Source organism: Streptomyces sp. NBC_01264, from assembly GCF_026340675.1.
Lineage (GTDB): Bacteria > Actinomycetota > Actinomycetes > Streptomycetales > Streptomycetaceae > Streptomyces.
This window is the reverse complement of sequence record NZ_JAPEOX010000001.1, coordinates 6,408,798-6,422,731: the sequence shown is the minus strand read 5'-3', so window position 1 is coordinate 6,422,731 and position 13,934 is coordinate 6,408,798. Positions and strand designations below refer to the sequence as shown.

The 13,934-nt window shown below is 71.3% G+C and carries 15 protein-coding genes; 11 read left to right on the top strand and 4 right to left on the bottom strand.

All coding sequences use genetic code 11. The features are described from left to right. The first annotated feature begins 180 nt into the window (after positions 1-180). From OG435_RS30185 to OG435_RS30170, 4 genes are all read left to right on the top strand, one after another. Positions 181-636, top strand: coding sequence for an RrF2 family transcriptional regulator (locus OG435_RS30185; RefSeq protein WP_266881081.1), 456 nt, complete (start codon positions 181-183; stop codon positions 634-636). A gap of 165 nt (positions 637-801) precedes the next feature. Next, positions 802-1,998, top strand: a complete 1,197-nt coding sequence (locus OG435_RS30180) for a globin domain-containing protein (RefSeq protein ID WP_266881080.1) — start codon at positions 802-804, stop codon at positions 1,996-1,998. 92 nt (positions 1,999-2,090) lie between these two features. Continuing rightward, entirely contained in the window at positions 2,091-2,681 is a 591-nt protein-coding gene (locus OG435_RS30175; RefSeq protein WP_266881079.1) for an N-acetylmuramoyl-L-alanine amidase, read from the top strand. 42 nt (positions 2,682-2,723) lie between these two features. Then, positions 2,724-3,614, top strand: coding sequence for a 1-aminocyclopropane-1-carboxylate deaminase/D-cysteine desulfhydrase (locus OG435_RS30170; protein ID WP_266881078.1), 891 nt, complete (start codon positions 2,724-2,726; stop codon positions 3,612-3,614). A 91-nt stretch (positions 3,615-3,705) separates the two neighbouring features. Here the strand turns inward: OG435_RS30170 and OG435_RS30165 are convergent, their stop codons facing one another. Continuing rightward, positions 3,706-5,283 carry a Na+/H+ antiporter gene (locus OG435_RS30165; protein WP_266881077.1) on the bottom strand — a complete coding sequence of 526 codons (1,578 nt, stop codon included), beginning with the start codon at positions 5,281-5,283 and terminating at the stop codon, positions 3,706-3,708. 63 nt (positions 5,284-5,346) lie between these two features. On the opposite strand from OG435_RS30165, the gene OG435_RS30160 reads away from it, so the two are divergent. The 3 genes from OG435_RS30160 to OG435_RS30150 all read left to right on the top strand — a co-directional run bounded on the left by OG435_RS30160 (position 5,347) and on the right by OG435_RS30150 (position 7,327). Beyond that, on the top strand, positions 5,347-5,607 hold the full coding sequence (locus OG435_RS30160) for a UBP-type zinc finger domain-containing protein (RefSeq protein WP_266881076.1): 261 nt from the start codon (positions 5,347-5,349) through the stop codon (positions 5,605-5,607). A gap of 236 nt (positions 5,608-5,843) precedes the next feature. Further along, on the top strand, positions 5,844-6,257 hold the full coding sequence (locus OG435_RS30155; RefSeq protein ID WP_214949331.1) for an anti-sigma regulatory factor: 414 nt from the start codon (positions 5,844-5,846) through the stop codon (positions 6,255-6,257). Next, the gene (locus OG435_RS30150; RefSeq protein WP_266881075.1) at positions 6,254-7,327 is read left to right on the top strand and encodes an RNA polymerase sigma factor SigF; all 1,074 of its coding nucleotides are present in this window, start codon (positions 6,254-6,256) and stop codon (positions 7,325-7,327) included. Before OG435_RS30155 ends, OG435_RS30150 begins: the two co-directional genes overlap by 4 nt. Before the next feature lie 29 nt (positions 7,328-7,356). Here OG435_RS30150 and OG435_RS30145 read toward each other — a convergent pair whose 3' ends face one another. Further along, positions 7,357-7,791 carry a hypothetical protein gene (locus OG435_RS30145; RefSeq protein ID WP_266881074.1) on the bottom strand — a complete coding sequence of 145 codons (435 nt, stop codon included), beginning with the start codon at positions 7,789-7,791 and terminating at the stop codon, positions 7,357-7,359. Positions 7,792-7,875: 84 nt separating this feature from the next. Between OG435_RS30145 and OG435_RS30140 the strand changes: the two genes are divergently transcribed. Then, a complete protein-coding gene (locus OG435_RS30140; protein WP_266881073.1) occupies positions 7,876-8,841 on the top strand; it encodes a diacylglycerol/lipid kinase family protein in 966 nt (321 codons plus the stop codon). A gap of 332 nt (positions 8,842-9,173) precedes the next feature. Then, positions 9,174-9,431, top strand: coding sequence for a WhiB family transcriptional regulator (locus OG435_RS30135; protein WP_004937597.1), 258 nt, complete (start codon positions 9,174-9,176; stop codon positions 9,429-9,431). Positions 9,432-9,591: 160 nt separating this feature from the next. Here OG435_RS30135 and OG435_RS30130 read toward each other — a convergent pair whose 3' ends face one another. Continuing rightward, entirely contained in the window at positions 9,592-11,061 is a 1,470-nt protein-coding gene (locus OG435_RS30130; RefSeq protein WP_266882204.1) for a sensor histidine kinase, read from the bottom strand. Positions 11,062-11,441: 380 nt separating this feature from the next. Continuing rightward, entirely contained in the window at positions 11,442-12,035 is a 594-nt protein-coding gene (locus OG435_RS30125; RefSeq protein WP_266881072.1) for a TetR/AcrR family transcriptional regulator, read from the bottom strand. 78 nt (positions 12,036-12,113) lie between these two features. On the opposite strand from OG435_RS30125, the gene OG435_RS30120 reads away from it, so the two are divergent. Then, a complete protein-coding gene (locus tag OG435_RS30120) occupies positions 12,114-12,875 on the top strand; it encodes an SDR family oxidoreductase (RefSeq protein WP_266881071.1) in 762 nt (253 codons plus the stop codon). A gap of 179 nt (positions 12,876-13,054) precedes the next feature. After that, positions 13,055-13,840: a glucosamine-6-phosphate deaminase gene (nagB, locus tag OG435_RS30115; protein ID WP_254384086.1), complete on the top strand. Its 786-nt coding sequence runs from the start codon at positions 13,055-13,057 to the stop codon at positions 13,838-13,840. Positions 13,841-13,934 lie beyond the last annotated feature (94 nt).

Sequence of the window (13,934 nt, the reverse complement as noted above, 5' to 3'; positions counted from 1 at the left end):
AGCACGGAGCGTGGTGAGACCATTACACAAAAGGGTGGGACTACTCCGTTCGTGGCTGGGCACCCTCTTGAGTTCAACTCCCGCCCCATGCGGCACTTGGACCCCACCTGTTTCAGCCATCCCAGGTGATGGACCCCCGTTAAATTTGCACGGAAGATGCAAGTTTTCTACGCTGACCCCATGCGGCTGACCCGATTCACCGACCTCGCCCTGCGCGTCCTGATGCGCCTGGCCGTCGCGGAGGAGGACCTCCCCACCACCCGCGACGTGGCGGCGACCATGGAGGTCCCGTACACCCACACCGCCAAAGTGGTCGCCAAGCTGCAGCATCTCGGCCTGGTCGAAGCGCGCCGCGGACGCGGCGGCGGCCTCACCCTGACCTCCGCCGGGCGCGCCGCCTCGGTGGGCGGGGTGATCCGCGAGCTGGAGGGCGCCGGCGACGTCGTGGACTGCGACGGCACCGTTCCGTGCCCGCTGCGGAGCGCGTGCGTGCTGCGCGGGGCGTTGCGCCGGGCCCAGGAGGCCTTTTTCTCCTCCCTGGACCCGCTGACGGTGAACGACCTGGTCGCAGCCCCGACCGGGCCGCTCCTGCTGGGCATTTCGGGCGGATCGCCGGGGGCCGGAAGACCTGCGTGACGGGGGCCGGATGGCCGATTCGCACCGGCACTGGACCCGCATAGCCTGATCCCGACCGACACTTCGAACACAAATCCGTATCGCGGCAGACCTCCGCGACCTCTGCCCGTAAATACGCATCCAACATTCCAGTTCTGCGATCCACCCCGACCCGAGGAGTCACCGATGCTTTCCGAGAAGTCGACCGCGACCGTACGAGCCACCCTGCCCGCCGTGGGCGCGGCCATCGGCGACATCACGGAGCTCTTCTACAAAAAGCTCTTCGCGGCCCACCCCGAACTGATCCGCGACCTCTTCAACCGCGGCAACCAGAACGCCGGGCTCCAGAAGCAGGCCCTCGCCGGCTCCATAGCCGCCTTCGCCACCCACCTGGTCGAACACCCCGACACCCGCCCCGACGTGATGCTCGGCCGCATCGCCCACAAGCACGCCTCCCTCGGCGTCACCCGCGAGCAGTACCCGGTCGTCCACAAGCACCTGTTCGAGGCGATCGTGGAGATCCTCGGCGAGGCCGTCACCCCCGAGGTCGCCGCGGCCTGGGACGAGGTCTACTGGCTCATGGCGAACGCCCTCATCACCATCGAGGAGCGCCTCTACGCCGAGCAGCGGGTCCTCGCCGGTGACGTCTGGCGCGACTGGACGGTCGCCGCCCGCGTCGAGGAGACCGCGGACTGCACCACCTTCCACCTGACCCCGGCCGACGGCGCCCCGGCCCCCTCCTTCAAGCCGGGCCAGTACGTCTCCGTCCAGGTCGAACTCCCCGACGGGGCCCGCCAGATCCGCCAGTACAGCCTCTCCAGCGCCCCCGGCTCACCGGTCCGCTCCATCACCGTCAAGCGGGTCCACGGCCCGGCCGCCGCCGGCCCCGACGGCGAGGTCTCAAACCACCTGCACGCACGGGTCCGCACCGGCGACGCCCTGCGCGTCTCCACCCCCTACGGCGACCTCGTGCTCCAAGACTCCGCCGCGCCGGTGATCCTGGCCTCGGCCGGCATCGGCTGCACCCCGATGCTCTCGATGCTGGAGCACCTCGCCGACACCGCGCACGCGGCTCCGGTCACCGTCCTGCACGCCGACCGCTCCCCCGCCGACCACGCCCTGCGCGCCGGCCACCGGACCCTGACCGGCAAGCTCCCCGACGCCACCGCGCACTTCTGGTACGAGGCCGACGCCGAACCCGGCGACCTCGAAGGCCGCCTCGACCTCACCTCCGTCCCGGTCGCCCCCGGCACGAAGGCCTACCTCTGCGGCCCGCTCCCCTTCATGCGGGCGGCGCGCGAGCAGCTGATCGCCAAGGGCGTGGCGCCCGCGGACATCACCTACGAGGTCTTCGGCCCCGACCTGTGGCTCGCCTCGGCGTGAACCGTGCGCCGGGTGCGCGCCCTTGCGACGGAATGACCACCTCCACTACACGTTGAGTAATCATCCGGCTACTCACAGCCAAGGAGGCGGTCATGTCCGTACCCCTGTCCGCGAACCGGTTCATCGGCGCCCTGCGGGCCGAGGGCCTCACCGTCGTCGAAGTCGGCGGCTGGCGCACCCGCAACCGCGACCACAAGGACCCCTGGGGGCCGGTGCACGGGGTGATGCTGCACCACACCGTCACGCACGGGACCGCGTACACCGTCCAGCTCTGCCGCGACGGCCACGCGGACCTCCCCGGCCCGCTCTGCCACGGCGTGATCACCAAGGACGGCCGGGTCCACCTGGTCGGCCACGGCCGCGCCAACCACGCCGGCGCGGGCGACTCCGGCGTCCTGGCGGCGGTGATCGCGGAGAAGCGCCTCCCACCCGACCAGCACGCGGACACCGACGGCAACCGCCACTTCTACGGCTTCGAGTGCGAGAACCTCGGCGACGGCGAGGACCCCTGGCCGGCCGCCCAACTCGACGCGATGGCCCGCGCGTCGGCCGCCCTGTGCCGCGCCCACGGCTGGACCGCCCGCTCGGTGATCGGCCACCTCGAATGGCGTCCGGGCAAGATCGACCCGAAGGGGTTCACGATGGCCTCGATGCGCACCCGCGTCGAGGAGCACCTGAAGTAGGGCCCGAAGCGCCCCGCCCCGGCCGCGGCACACAATGGGCGGGTGGAACACCCAGTCGACCCCGACCCGATCCTGAGCCCCCGGCCTGCCTCGCCGCTGCGGGAGGTCCGCGACGAGCGGTTCGCCGCGCAGGGCGTACGGCTGCTGCTCAAGCGGGACGACCTGGTCCATCCGGAGCTGCCCGGCAACAAGTGGCGCAAGCTCGCGCCGAATCTGCGGGCCGCCGTCGCGGGCGGGTACCCGGAGCTCGTGACCTTCGGCGGGGCCTACTCCAACCACCTGCGGGCCACCGCCGCGGCCGGCCGGCTGCTCGGGCTGGCGACGGTGGGGATCGTACGGGGCGACGAGCTCGCGGGGCGGCCGCTGAACGACTCGCTGGCCCGGTGCGCCGCGGACGGCATGCGGCTCCACTTCGTCACCCGGTCGGCCTACCGGGACAAGGCCGCACTGCCCGCGCTGGCGGGCGCCGAGGGGGCCTACGTGATCCCCGAGGGCGGCAGCAACGCCCTCGCGCTGCACGGCTGCGCCGAGCTGGGCCGCGAGCTGAGCGGTGCCTGCGACGTGGCCGCCGTGGCCTGCGGGACCGGCGGCACGCTGGCCGGGCTGGCCGCGGGACTCGGCGCGGACCGGCGGGCGCTGGGAGTCCCGGTGGTCGGGGGCGGCTTCCTGGAGGCGGAGATACGTTCCCTCCAGACGGCCGCCTTCGGCGGTCCGGCGGGCCACTGGTCGCTGGCCGAGGGCTACACCCACGGCGGCTACGCCCGGGTCCCCGCCGAGCTGGAGCGGTTCGCTGCGGACTTCGGGTCCCGCCACGGCCTGGCGGTGGAGCGGATCTACGTGGCGAAGCTGCTGTGGGCCCTGCTCGACCTGACCCGCGAGGGGGCCTTCCCCAGGGGCACCACCCTGGCAGCGGTCGTCACGGGTCGCCCGTAGCCGGGGGCCGCCCTGCGGGGCTGCCCCCCCTACCCGCCCTTCCACCGTTCCCCGGACCCGCCGCCCGGACCGCGCAGACCCCGGGGCTTCGCTACGCCGACTCCTCCCGGTACGCCGCCGCCTCCTCCAGGTCCAGACGGCGCAACAGGGCCCGGAGCATTTCGTCGTCGATGCGGCGGGCGTCGCGCAGGGAGACGAAGACCTCGCGTTCCGCCGCGATCATCTCCCCCGCCAGGCGGCGGTAGACGTCGTCCGCGGACTCGCGCGTCACCGCGTTGACCTCCCCCAGCCGCTCCCACACGGCGTTGCGCCGCCGCTCCAGCACCGTGCGCAGCCGGTCCGCCAACGGCGGCGGGAGGGCGTTCGCCGGGGAGGCCAGGAGTTCCGTCAGGCGGTCCTCCGCCGCCCGCGAGGCCTCGCTCTGGGCCTGGGCCTCGGCCAGGGTCTCGGCGTGGCCGTCCTTGGCCGGCAGCCGCAGCAGCCGGATCAGCGGCGGCAGGGTCAGGCCCTGGACCACCAGCGTGCCGATCACCGTGGTGAAGGTCAGGAACAGGATCAGGTTCCGGTGCGGCACGCTCATCGGCACGGAGAAGGCGATCGCCAGCGAGACCACGCCCCGCATGCCCGCCCATCCCACGACGACCGGAGCCTTCCAGCTCGTCTCCGGCTCGCGCGCCCGGATCCGCGGCGAGAGCCTCGGCAGGAACGTCGCCGGGAACACCCACGCGAAGCGGGCCGCCACCACCACGAGGAACACCACCACGGCGTAGCCCGCCGCCGCCAGGCCCTCGTACTCCCCCAGCCCCTTCAGGACCACCGGCAGCTGGAGTCCGATCAGCGCGAAGACCACCGATTCGAGGATGAAGGCGACCACCTTCCAGACCGCCTCCTCCTGGAGCCGGGTCGCGAAGTCGACCTGCCAGTTGCGGTGTCCGAGGTAGAGCGCGACCACCACCACCGCCAGTACTCCCGACGCGTGCACCCGCTCGGCGGCCGCGTAGGCCACGAAGGGGATCAGCAGCGACAGGGTGTTCTGCAGGAGGGGTTCGCGCAGCCGCTTGCGCAGCACGTGGATCGGGACCATCAGCAGCAGACCCATCGCGACGCCGCCCACCGAGGCCAGCAGGAACTCCCTGATCCCGCCCGCCCAGCCGGCGCTCGCCCCGACCGCCGCCGCCAGCGCCACCTTGTACGCGGTGATCGCGGTGGCGTCGTTGACCAGGGACTCACCCTGGAGGATGGTCGTGATCCGGTTCGGCAGCCCGAGCTTGCGGGCGATGGCCGTCGCCGCGACCGCGTCGGGCGGGGCGATGACCGCCCCCAGCACCAGCGCCACCGGCAGCGAGAGGTCCGGCACCGCCAGGTACGCCGCGTACCCCACGACGAGCGTCGCGAAGAGCACGTACCCCACCGAGAGCAGCGCCACGGGCCGGATGTTCGCCCGCAGGTCCAGGTACGAGCTGTCCACCGCGGCCGTGTAGAGCAGCGGCGGGAGCAGCAGCGGCAGCACGATGTGCGGGTCCAGGTCGTACTCGGGCACGCCCGGCACGTAGGCCGCGGCCAGCCCGGCGGCGACCAGCATCAGTGGCGCGGGCACCGGGGTGCGGCGGGCCAGGCCCGCGACGACCGCACAGCCGGCGACCAACGCCACCAGCGGCAATACCTCCATCGAAGATCATCCTCGCTTGAGTCATGTCATCCCGGGCGCCCGTACCTCAGTACGCTGGCCATCATGAGCGAGTGCACGCACGTTGCCGAACTGCCGCGCCCCGAGCCGGCCCCGCTTGCCCAGACCTGCCCCGAATGTCTGGCGGACGGAAGCCATCCCGTCCAGCTCCGACTGTGCCTGGGGTGCGGGCACGTCGGCTGCTGCGACTCCTCCCCCCACCGGCACGCCACGGCGCACCACCGGGAGACCGGACATCCGGTGATGCGCAGCTTCGAACCGGGCGAGACCTGGCGTTGGTGTTTTGTCGACGGTTCGATCGTCTGAAGCGGGGTAGATCAACCCTCCGCCGGTTCCCCTGATTTGGGCCCGCAGACCCCTAGCCACTGTGCGTCCCCATGGGCTTACCATCAGTCACTGGTCGCAGGTGCGGCCTTTCGGCCGGCCATGTGCGGCTAAGTTCAAAAGGGTTCTGCACCCTTCGACAGGGGTGCCGCGACACGATCGCCCGGATCGCGATAGCGTCACCGGCGAACAGAGCTCGTACCACCTTGGAGGTGAGGGTGTCCCAGATCGCAGGCGAGCCCGGGACCCAGGACTTCGTGGAAGTCCGGCTGCCCGCTGCGGGTGCCTACCTGTCTGTGCTGCGGACGGCCACGGCCGGCCTCGCGGCACGTTTGGACTTCACCCTCGACGAGATCGAGGACCTCCGCATCGCGGTGGACGAGGCCTGCGCGATCCTGCTCCAGCAGGCCGTGCCCGGCTCCGTCCTCAGCTGCGTCTTCCGGTTGGTGGACGATTCGCTGGAGGTGACCGTCTCCGCCCCGACCACCGACGGCCGGGCCCCGGAGCGCGACACGTTCGCGTGGACGGTCCTCTCGGCGCTCGCCGGGAAGGTCGAGGCCACGGTCGAGGAGAACAAGACGGTGAGCATCAGCCTCTACAAACAGCGCGGCGCGGGACCAGGCCCGGCGTGAGCGGCGGGGAGGTCCCGGTGCGGGGCGGGGATCGGCCCCGGGCACGACATGAGGTCGACGGCGGCATTCCGGAGCAGCAGCACGCCCGGCCGCACCCGGCTGACACGGATGCGGAAAACGGCTTTTTGGACTCGGCGGAGCGACGGGCGGGCCCTGTGAGCGAGAACCAGCACGACCAAACACTGCCGGTCCAGCCACCGGGGGCCGCTGCCACGGCCCCGCCGGCGGCCCCGGCCGCGGACGCAACCCCGGCCGTGGAGGCCGCCGAAGCCCTGCGGGCTCCGGTGTTCACGGCTCCGGCTCCCCTGCCGGATCCGCGCGACCGCAGCGGGGCGCGGGCCCTGTTCATCGAGCTCCGGGAGCTGCCCGACGGCTCGCCGGAGAAGGCGGAGCTGCGCAACCGGCTCGTACGGATGCACCTGCCCCTGGTCGAGCACCTGGCCCGGCGCTTCCGCAACCGCGGCGAGCCGCTGGACGACCTGACCCAGGTCGCCACCATCGGCCTGATCAAGTCGGTGGACCGCTTCGACCCGGACCGCGGGGTCGAGTTCTCCACGTACGCCACGCCCACGGTGGTCGGCGAGATCAAGCGCCACTTCCGCGACAAGGGCTGGGCGGTACGCGTCCCCCGGCGCCTGCAGGAGCTGCGGCTCTCGCTGACCACGGCGACGGCGGAACTGTCCCAGCAGCACGGCCGCTCCCCCACGGTGCACGAACTGGCCGAACGGCTGGGGATCTCCGAGGAGGAGGTGCTGGAGGGGCTGGAATCGGCCAACGCCTACAGCACGCTCTCGCTGGACGTCCCGGACACCGACGACGAGTCGCCGGCGGTCGCGGACACCCTGGGCTCGGAGGACGAGGCGCTGGAGGGCGTCGAGTACCGCGAGTCCCTGAAGCCGCTGCTCGAAGGGCTGCCGCCGCGGGAGAAGCGGATCCTGCTGCTGCGGTTCTTCGGCAACATGACCCAGTCGCAGATCGCCCAGGAGGTCGGCATCTCCCAGATGCACGTCTCCCGGCTGCTGGCCCGCACCCTGGCCCAGCTCCGCGAAAAGCTCCTGGTCGAGGAGTAGTCGGGGACGGGAAGAGCTGGCCGTACGGGCTATCGGGCCTGCTCCGAGGGCCCGATGCCCAGTGCCTCGGTGGCCTTCGGGTTCACCAGGAGGGCGGTGACGGCCACTGCGCCCAGGGCCAGGCCCACGGCGGCGGCCTTCATCGCCCCTTCCGCGCCCCACAGCATCCAGGCGACCGGCAGCGACATCAGCTGGGTGATCAGCGCCGGGCCTCTGCTCCAGCGGCGGCGCAGGAGCAGCCCGCGCGCCGCGACCAGCGGCAGCGCGGCCAGGACGAGCAGGGTGACCCCGCCGGTCGCGGCCTGCAGGGAGTCGCCGCCGCCGAGGACGGCCGTGTAGAGGTCGGCCACGCCGGGCCCGGCCAGGGCCAGCCCCTCCAGCGCGGTCAGCGCGGCGGCCGCGGTCAGCCGGCGGGGCAGCGGGACGGGGACGGCGGACACGGTGGGGCTGGGCTTCGTACTCACCCCAGCAGCGTAGCGGCGCCCCTCCCGCACCGAAGGGGACGGCCAGTATGAGACGCGTCCGGACGGGTCGGTAGGCTGACGCCCATGCGTGCACTCCTCGTGGCCAACCCAGCAGCGACGACGACCAGTGCGCGCACGCGCGACGTCCTGACCCACGCGCTCGCCAGCGAGATGAAGCTGGAGGCGGTCACCACCGAGTACCGCGGCCACGCCCGGGACCTGGGCCGCAGGGCCGCCGAGACCGGTGTGGACCTGGTCGTGGCCCTGGGCGGTGACGGCACCGTCAACGAAGTGGTCAACGGCCTGCTGCACGAGGGACCCGATCCGGACCGGCTGCCCGGACTCGCGGTGGTCCCCGGCGGCTCCACCAATGTCTTCGCCCGGGCGCTCGGGCTGCCCAACGACGCCGTCGAGGCGACCGGCGCCCTGCTGGACGCACTGCGCGAGCGGCGCGAACGGACGGTCGGCCTCGGGCTCGCGGCCGGCACCCCGGGCACGGAGGACGAGTCGGTCCCGGCGCGCTGGTTCACCTTCTGCGCGGGCTTCGGCTTCGACGCGGGTGTCGTGGGCCGGGTGGAACAGCAGCGGGAACGGGGCAAACGTTCGACCCATGCCCTGTACGTGCGACAGCTGATGCGCCAGTTCTGGGAAGAGCCCAACCGCCGGCACGGCACGGTGACGCTGGAGCGGCCCGGCGCGGATCCGGTGACGGACCTGGTGCTGTCGATAGTGTGCAACACGTCACCCTGGACATACCTGGGCAACCGGCCGCTCTACGCCTCCCCGGAGGCGTCGTTCGATACCGCGCTTGACGTATTGGCACTGGACCGTTTGTCAACTCCGGCGGTCGCCCGCTACGCGACACAGCTCCTGACCTCGACTCCTGAGCGCGGTCCGCACGGCAAGCATGCGGTGTCTCTGCACGATCTGACGGACTTCACCTTGCATTCGAAGGTGCCGCTTCCGTTCCAGATGGACGGAGACCACCTCGGGTTGCGCACCAGCGTTCGGTTCACAGGCGTACGCCGTGCACTGCGTGTGATTGTGTGAGTGGAAGGGCCGAAAGTCCTTCCACTCGAACGTTTACACGCCGGTCCACCCCTAGGAAGTAGGGCTGTGACCTAGTAGACACCGACGAATCAAAAAAAACTTTCCGGAAGGGGTTGTATCCCCGTCCGAGGTTTGCGAATCTCTTCATGGCGATCGGGACAGCCCGCAGAACCCGGCACCCACACAGACCGCCAGAACCCTTCCACGAATCTCCGGCAGCCCAGGGCGAGTTTTCCCCCAAACTGGGCGGTCTCCCTTCCCTCACGAAGGGATTCGTGAAAGCGTTCACATTCACAAGCAACCTGCCCGCAATACAAGGAGATGGAGCAGCCATGGACTGGCGTCACAACGCCGTTTGCCGCGAGGAAGACCCGGAACTCTTCTTCCCCATCGGCAACACCGGTCCTGCGCTGCTGCAGATCGAGGAAGCCAAGGCCGTCTGCCGCCGTTGCCCCGTCATGGAGCAGTGCCTGCAGTGGGCGCTCGAGTCCGGTCAGGACTCCGGTGTCTGGGGCGGTCTCAGCGAGGACGAGCGCCGCGCGATGAAGCGCCGCGCCGCTCGCAATCGGGCGCGCAACGCAACCGCCTGACATCGACTTTCGAGCCTCGAGCCGCAGCGCGTAGTACCCATATAAGCGCTCAGCAACGTGCTCTTGAACCCCGTACCGAAAACCATTCGGTACGGGGTTCAGTGCTGTCCGGGGCCGACGAGCACCCCATGACATCACCCTGAGTGACCGGACCGGCGCGCTACTTCTGCGGGCTGGCCGGTATGTCGAGGACGACCTTGGTGCCGCGCGGCTCGGACGCGACCATGTCGAAGGTCCCGCCGAGCTCCCCCTCCACCAGGGTCCGTACGATCTGCAGCCCGAGGTTGCCGGCCCGCTGGGGGTCGAACCCCTCGGGCAGACCGCAGCCGTCGTCGACCACCGAGATCAGCAGCCGGGCGTCGTCCCGGCCACTGCCCGAGCGGGCCGCCGACACCTCCACGGTGCCGCCCTCCCCCTGGGTGAAGGCGTGCTCCAGGGCGTTCTGGAGGATCTCCGTCAGCACCATGGACAGCGGGGTGGCGACCTCCGCGTCCAGGATTCCGAAGCGGCCGGTGCGCCGGCAGGCGACCTTGCCCGGGGAGATCTCGGCGACCATCGCGATCACGCGGTCGGCGATCTCGTCGAACTCGACCCGCTCATCCAGGTTCTGAGACAGCGTCTCGTGCACGATCGCGATCGAACCGACGCGGCGGACGGCTTCGTTCAGCGCCTCGCGCCCCTGCGGCGAATCCATTCGGCGGGCCTGCAGGCGCAGGAGCGCGGCCACCGTCTGGAGGTTGTTCTTGACCCGGTGGTGGATCTCCCGGATCGTCGCGTCCTTGGTGATCAATTCACGTTCGCGACGGCGCAGTTCCGTGACGTCGCGGCACAGGACGAGCGAGCCGATCCGGGTGCCCTTGGGCTTGAGCGGGATGGCCCGCAGCTGGATGACCCCGCCGCTGCCCTCGGCCTCGGTCTCGCGCGGGGCCCAGCCACTGGCGAGTTTGACCAGGGCCTCGTCCACCGGGCCGCGGGAGGGCGCGAGTTCGGAGGTGATCGTGCCCAGGTGCTGGCCGACCAGGTCGGAGGCGAGCCCGAGCCGGTGGTAGGCGGAGAGCGCGTTCGGGGACGCGTACGTCACCACGCCCTCGGCGTCGAGCCGGATCAGGCCGTCGCCGACGCGCGGGGAGGCGTCCATGTCGACCTGCTGGCCGGGGAACGGGAAGGAGCCCGCCGCGATCATCTGGGCCAGGTCGGAGGCGGACTGGAGGTAGGTGAGCTCCAGCCGGCTGGGTGTACGCACAGTGAGCAGATTGGTATTGCGTGCGATCACTCCGAGGACCCGGCCCTCGCGGCGCACGGGGATCGACTCGACGCGCACCGGCACCTCCTCGCGCCACTCCGGGTCGCCCTCGCGCACGATGCGGCCCTCGTCGAGCGCGGCGTCGAGCAGCGGGCGGCGGCCGCGCGGGACCAGGTGGCCGACCATGTCGTCCTGGTACGAGGTGGGGCCGGTGTTCGGGCGCATCTGCGCGACCGAGACGTAGCGGCTGCCGTCGAGGGTGGGAACCCACAGCACGAGGTCCGCGAAGGAGAGGTCGGAGAGCAGCTGCCACTCCGAGACCAGCAGGTGGAGCCACTCCAGGTCGGTTTCACTGAGAGCGGTGTGCTGGCGTACGAGGTCGTTCATGGAGGGCACGTGGCGAGCGTACCCCGGGTACGGGCCATGACTTTCCTCAGCGCGATACTCCGGAGTATCCAGGAGACCCCGCTTCCGCGTACGCTTGGAGGAAGTGACGGGAACCAGGGTCCTGCCATTGGATGGACAGAACAGATTGGTCTAGTCCACAATTGCGTCAAGCTTCCGCCCTCCCCGCACAGGAGGACGGATCGAGGTAAGCCGCGCGCTCTGCCCTGACCGCGCGTCACCTCCCACCGGCTGTCGGGCACCGCACACCCGACGGCCGTAAGTACTCCGGGCTACGGTGCCGGGCGGGCTGAGGGTCCCGTTCGGCACCGTGGCCCAGAGGAACACATCCAGAGGAACACGTGCCCCGGGGTGACGCCCCCCTACTGCGGCCAGGCCCGCATCGCGAGCTCCGCCACCGCCTCCAGCTCCTCCCGGCCCGCGCCGTCGCGCGACTGCTGGGACATCCCCTGCAGCACCGCTCCGGCGTAGCGCGCCAGCGCCCACGTATCCGTACCGGCCGGCAGGACCCCCGCGGCGACATCGGCCCGGATGCGGCTCTCGAAGGCCACCAGGTTGGCCTCGCGCCGCACCCGCAGGGCCTGTGCCACCTCATCCGAGGTGGTGTTGACGGCCGCGCTGATCACCATGCAGCCCGGCGGGTGGGCGGGGTCGGTGTAGACCTCCGCCGCCTCGTGCAGGATCCGCCCCAGCGCCGCCATGGCGGTGGGCTCCTCGGCGAGGGCGACGGCCGCGAAGTCCCCGTAGCGGCCTCCGTAGACCACCACGACCTCGTCGAAGAGCTTGCGCTTGTCGCCGAAGGCCGCGTAGAGGCTCGGGGCGCTGATCCCGAGCGAGGCGGTCAGGTCGGAGATCGACGTCGCCTCGTAGCCGCGCTCCCAGAAGGCGAACATCGCCTTGTCGAGGGCCGCGTCGCGGTCGAAGGAGCGGGGCCTGCCGCGCTGTCCGGTCACCATGCACTCATTCTATAGCGCTCACTATGAAATCTGATACGGTCCTTTCTGTAGCGACCATTATTGAAAGGGGGGCGCGCCATGGGCGTGCTCAAGGGGAAGACGGCACTGGTCACGGGCGGCAGCCGGGGCATCGGGCGGGCCGTCGCGGAGCGGCTCGCCCGCGACGGGGCGCTGGTCGCGGTGGCCTACGGATCCAACGAGGCGGCGGCCGGGGAGACCGTGGGCGCCATCGAGGCGGCCGGGGGCCGCGCCTTCGCGGTCGGGGCGGACCTCGGCGTCCCGGGCGGCGCATTGGCCCTCTGGGCGGCGTACGCGGCCCACCCGCTGGCCACCGAGAAGATCGACGTACTGGTGAACAACGCGGGCGGGGCCACCTTCGCCGGCATCGGCTCCACCGACGAGGAGGCGTACGACCGGGTGCACGCGCTCAACGCGAAGGCGCCGTTCTTCGTGATCCGGCACGGCCTGGAGCGGCTGCGGGACGGCGGCCGGATCGTGAACGTGACCGGCACCCCGGACATCGCCCTGCCCGCGATCCTCGCCACGGTCATGGCCAAGGGCGCGGTGAACGCGCTGACGGTCTCGCTGGCCGCCGAACTCGCGCCCCGGAACATCACGGTGAACTCGGTGGGTCCCGGGATCATGGAGACCGACCTGAACGCGGCCTGGCTCGCGGACCCGGCGGCCCGCGCACACGCCGCCTCCCGGTCCGTCTTCGGCCGGCTCGGCACCCCGCAGGAGGTGGCGGACGTGGTCGCCTTCCTGGCCTCCCCGGACTCCCGCTGGGTCACGGGCCAGCACGTCCCCGTCACCGGCGGACTCCAGCTCTCGCTGCTCTAGGCCGTCTCTTCCGGATCCTGCCGGACCCGCGACGCCCGGCAGCGCGCGGGGCCGGCCCGGGAGGCCGGAGCGGCCGATCCGGCCCACCATGGAGTGTGCGCGAAGACCCGGCAACGGGGCCTCGCCTCTGCTAGATTGGTCTATACCACAACGTCACACTCCAGATCGGCAGGCCCCGCGTGGAAGTTGTCATCGTCCCGGACGCCAAGGCAGGCGGCGAGCTCATCGCGGAGGCCATGGCCGCCCTGGTCCGCCGCAAGCCCGACGCGCTGCTCGGTGTGGCGACCGGCTCTACCCCGCTGCCCATCTACGAGGCGCTCGCCGCCAAGGTCAAGGCCGGTCAGGTCGACGCCTCCAAGGCGCGGGTCTGCCAGCTCGACGAGTACGTCGGCCTGCCGGCCGGGCACCCGGAGTCCTACCGCGCCGTCGTCCTGCGCGAGGTCGTGGAGCCGCTGGGCCTGTCCGAGGCCTCCTTCATGGGCCCGGACGGCTCGGCCGAGGACATCGTCGGCGCCTGCGACGCCTACGACCGGGCGCTCGCCGCGGCCGGCGGCGTGGACCTCCAGCTCCTCGGCATCGGCACGGACGGGCACATCGGCTTCAACGAGCCCTGCTCCTCGCTCGCCTCCCGCACCCGCATCAAGACGCTGACGGAGCAGACCCGCGTGGACAACGCGCGCTTCTTCGACAACGACATAGAGCAGGTGCCCCACCACGTCATCACCCAGGGCATCGGCACCATCCTCGACGCCCGCCACCTGGTCCTGCTGGCCACCGGCGAGGGCAAGGCGGAGGCCGTCGCGCAGACCGTCGAGGGCCCCCTGTCCGCCCTCGTACCGGCCTCGGCGCTCCAGCTGCACCGCCACGCCACGGTGGTCGTGGACGAGGCCGCCGCGTCCAAGCTGAAGCTCGCGGACTACTTCCGCCACACCTACGCCAACAAGCCCGCCTGGCAGGGTCTGTAAGCCGTAGCGGTACGCGATGAAGGGCCGGACTCCCCCAGGGGAGTCCGGCCCTTCATCGCGTACCGGGCCGCAAGTCGCCGACGGGGCTGGAAAG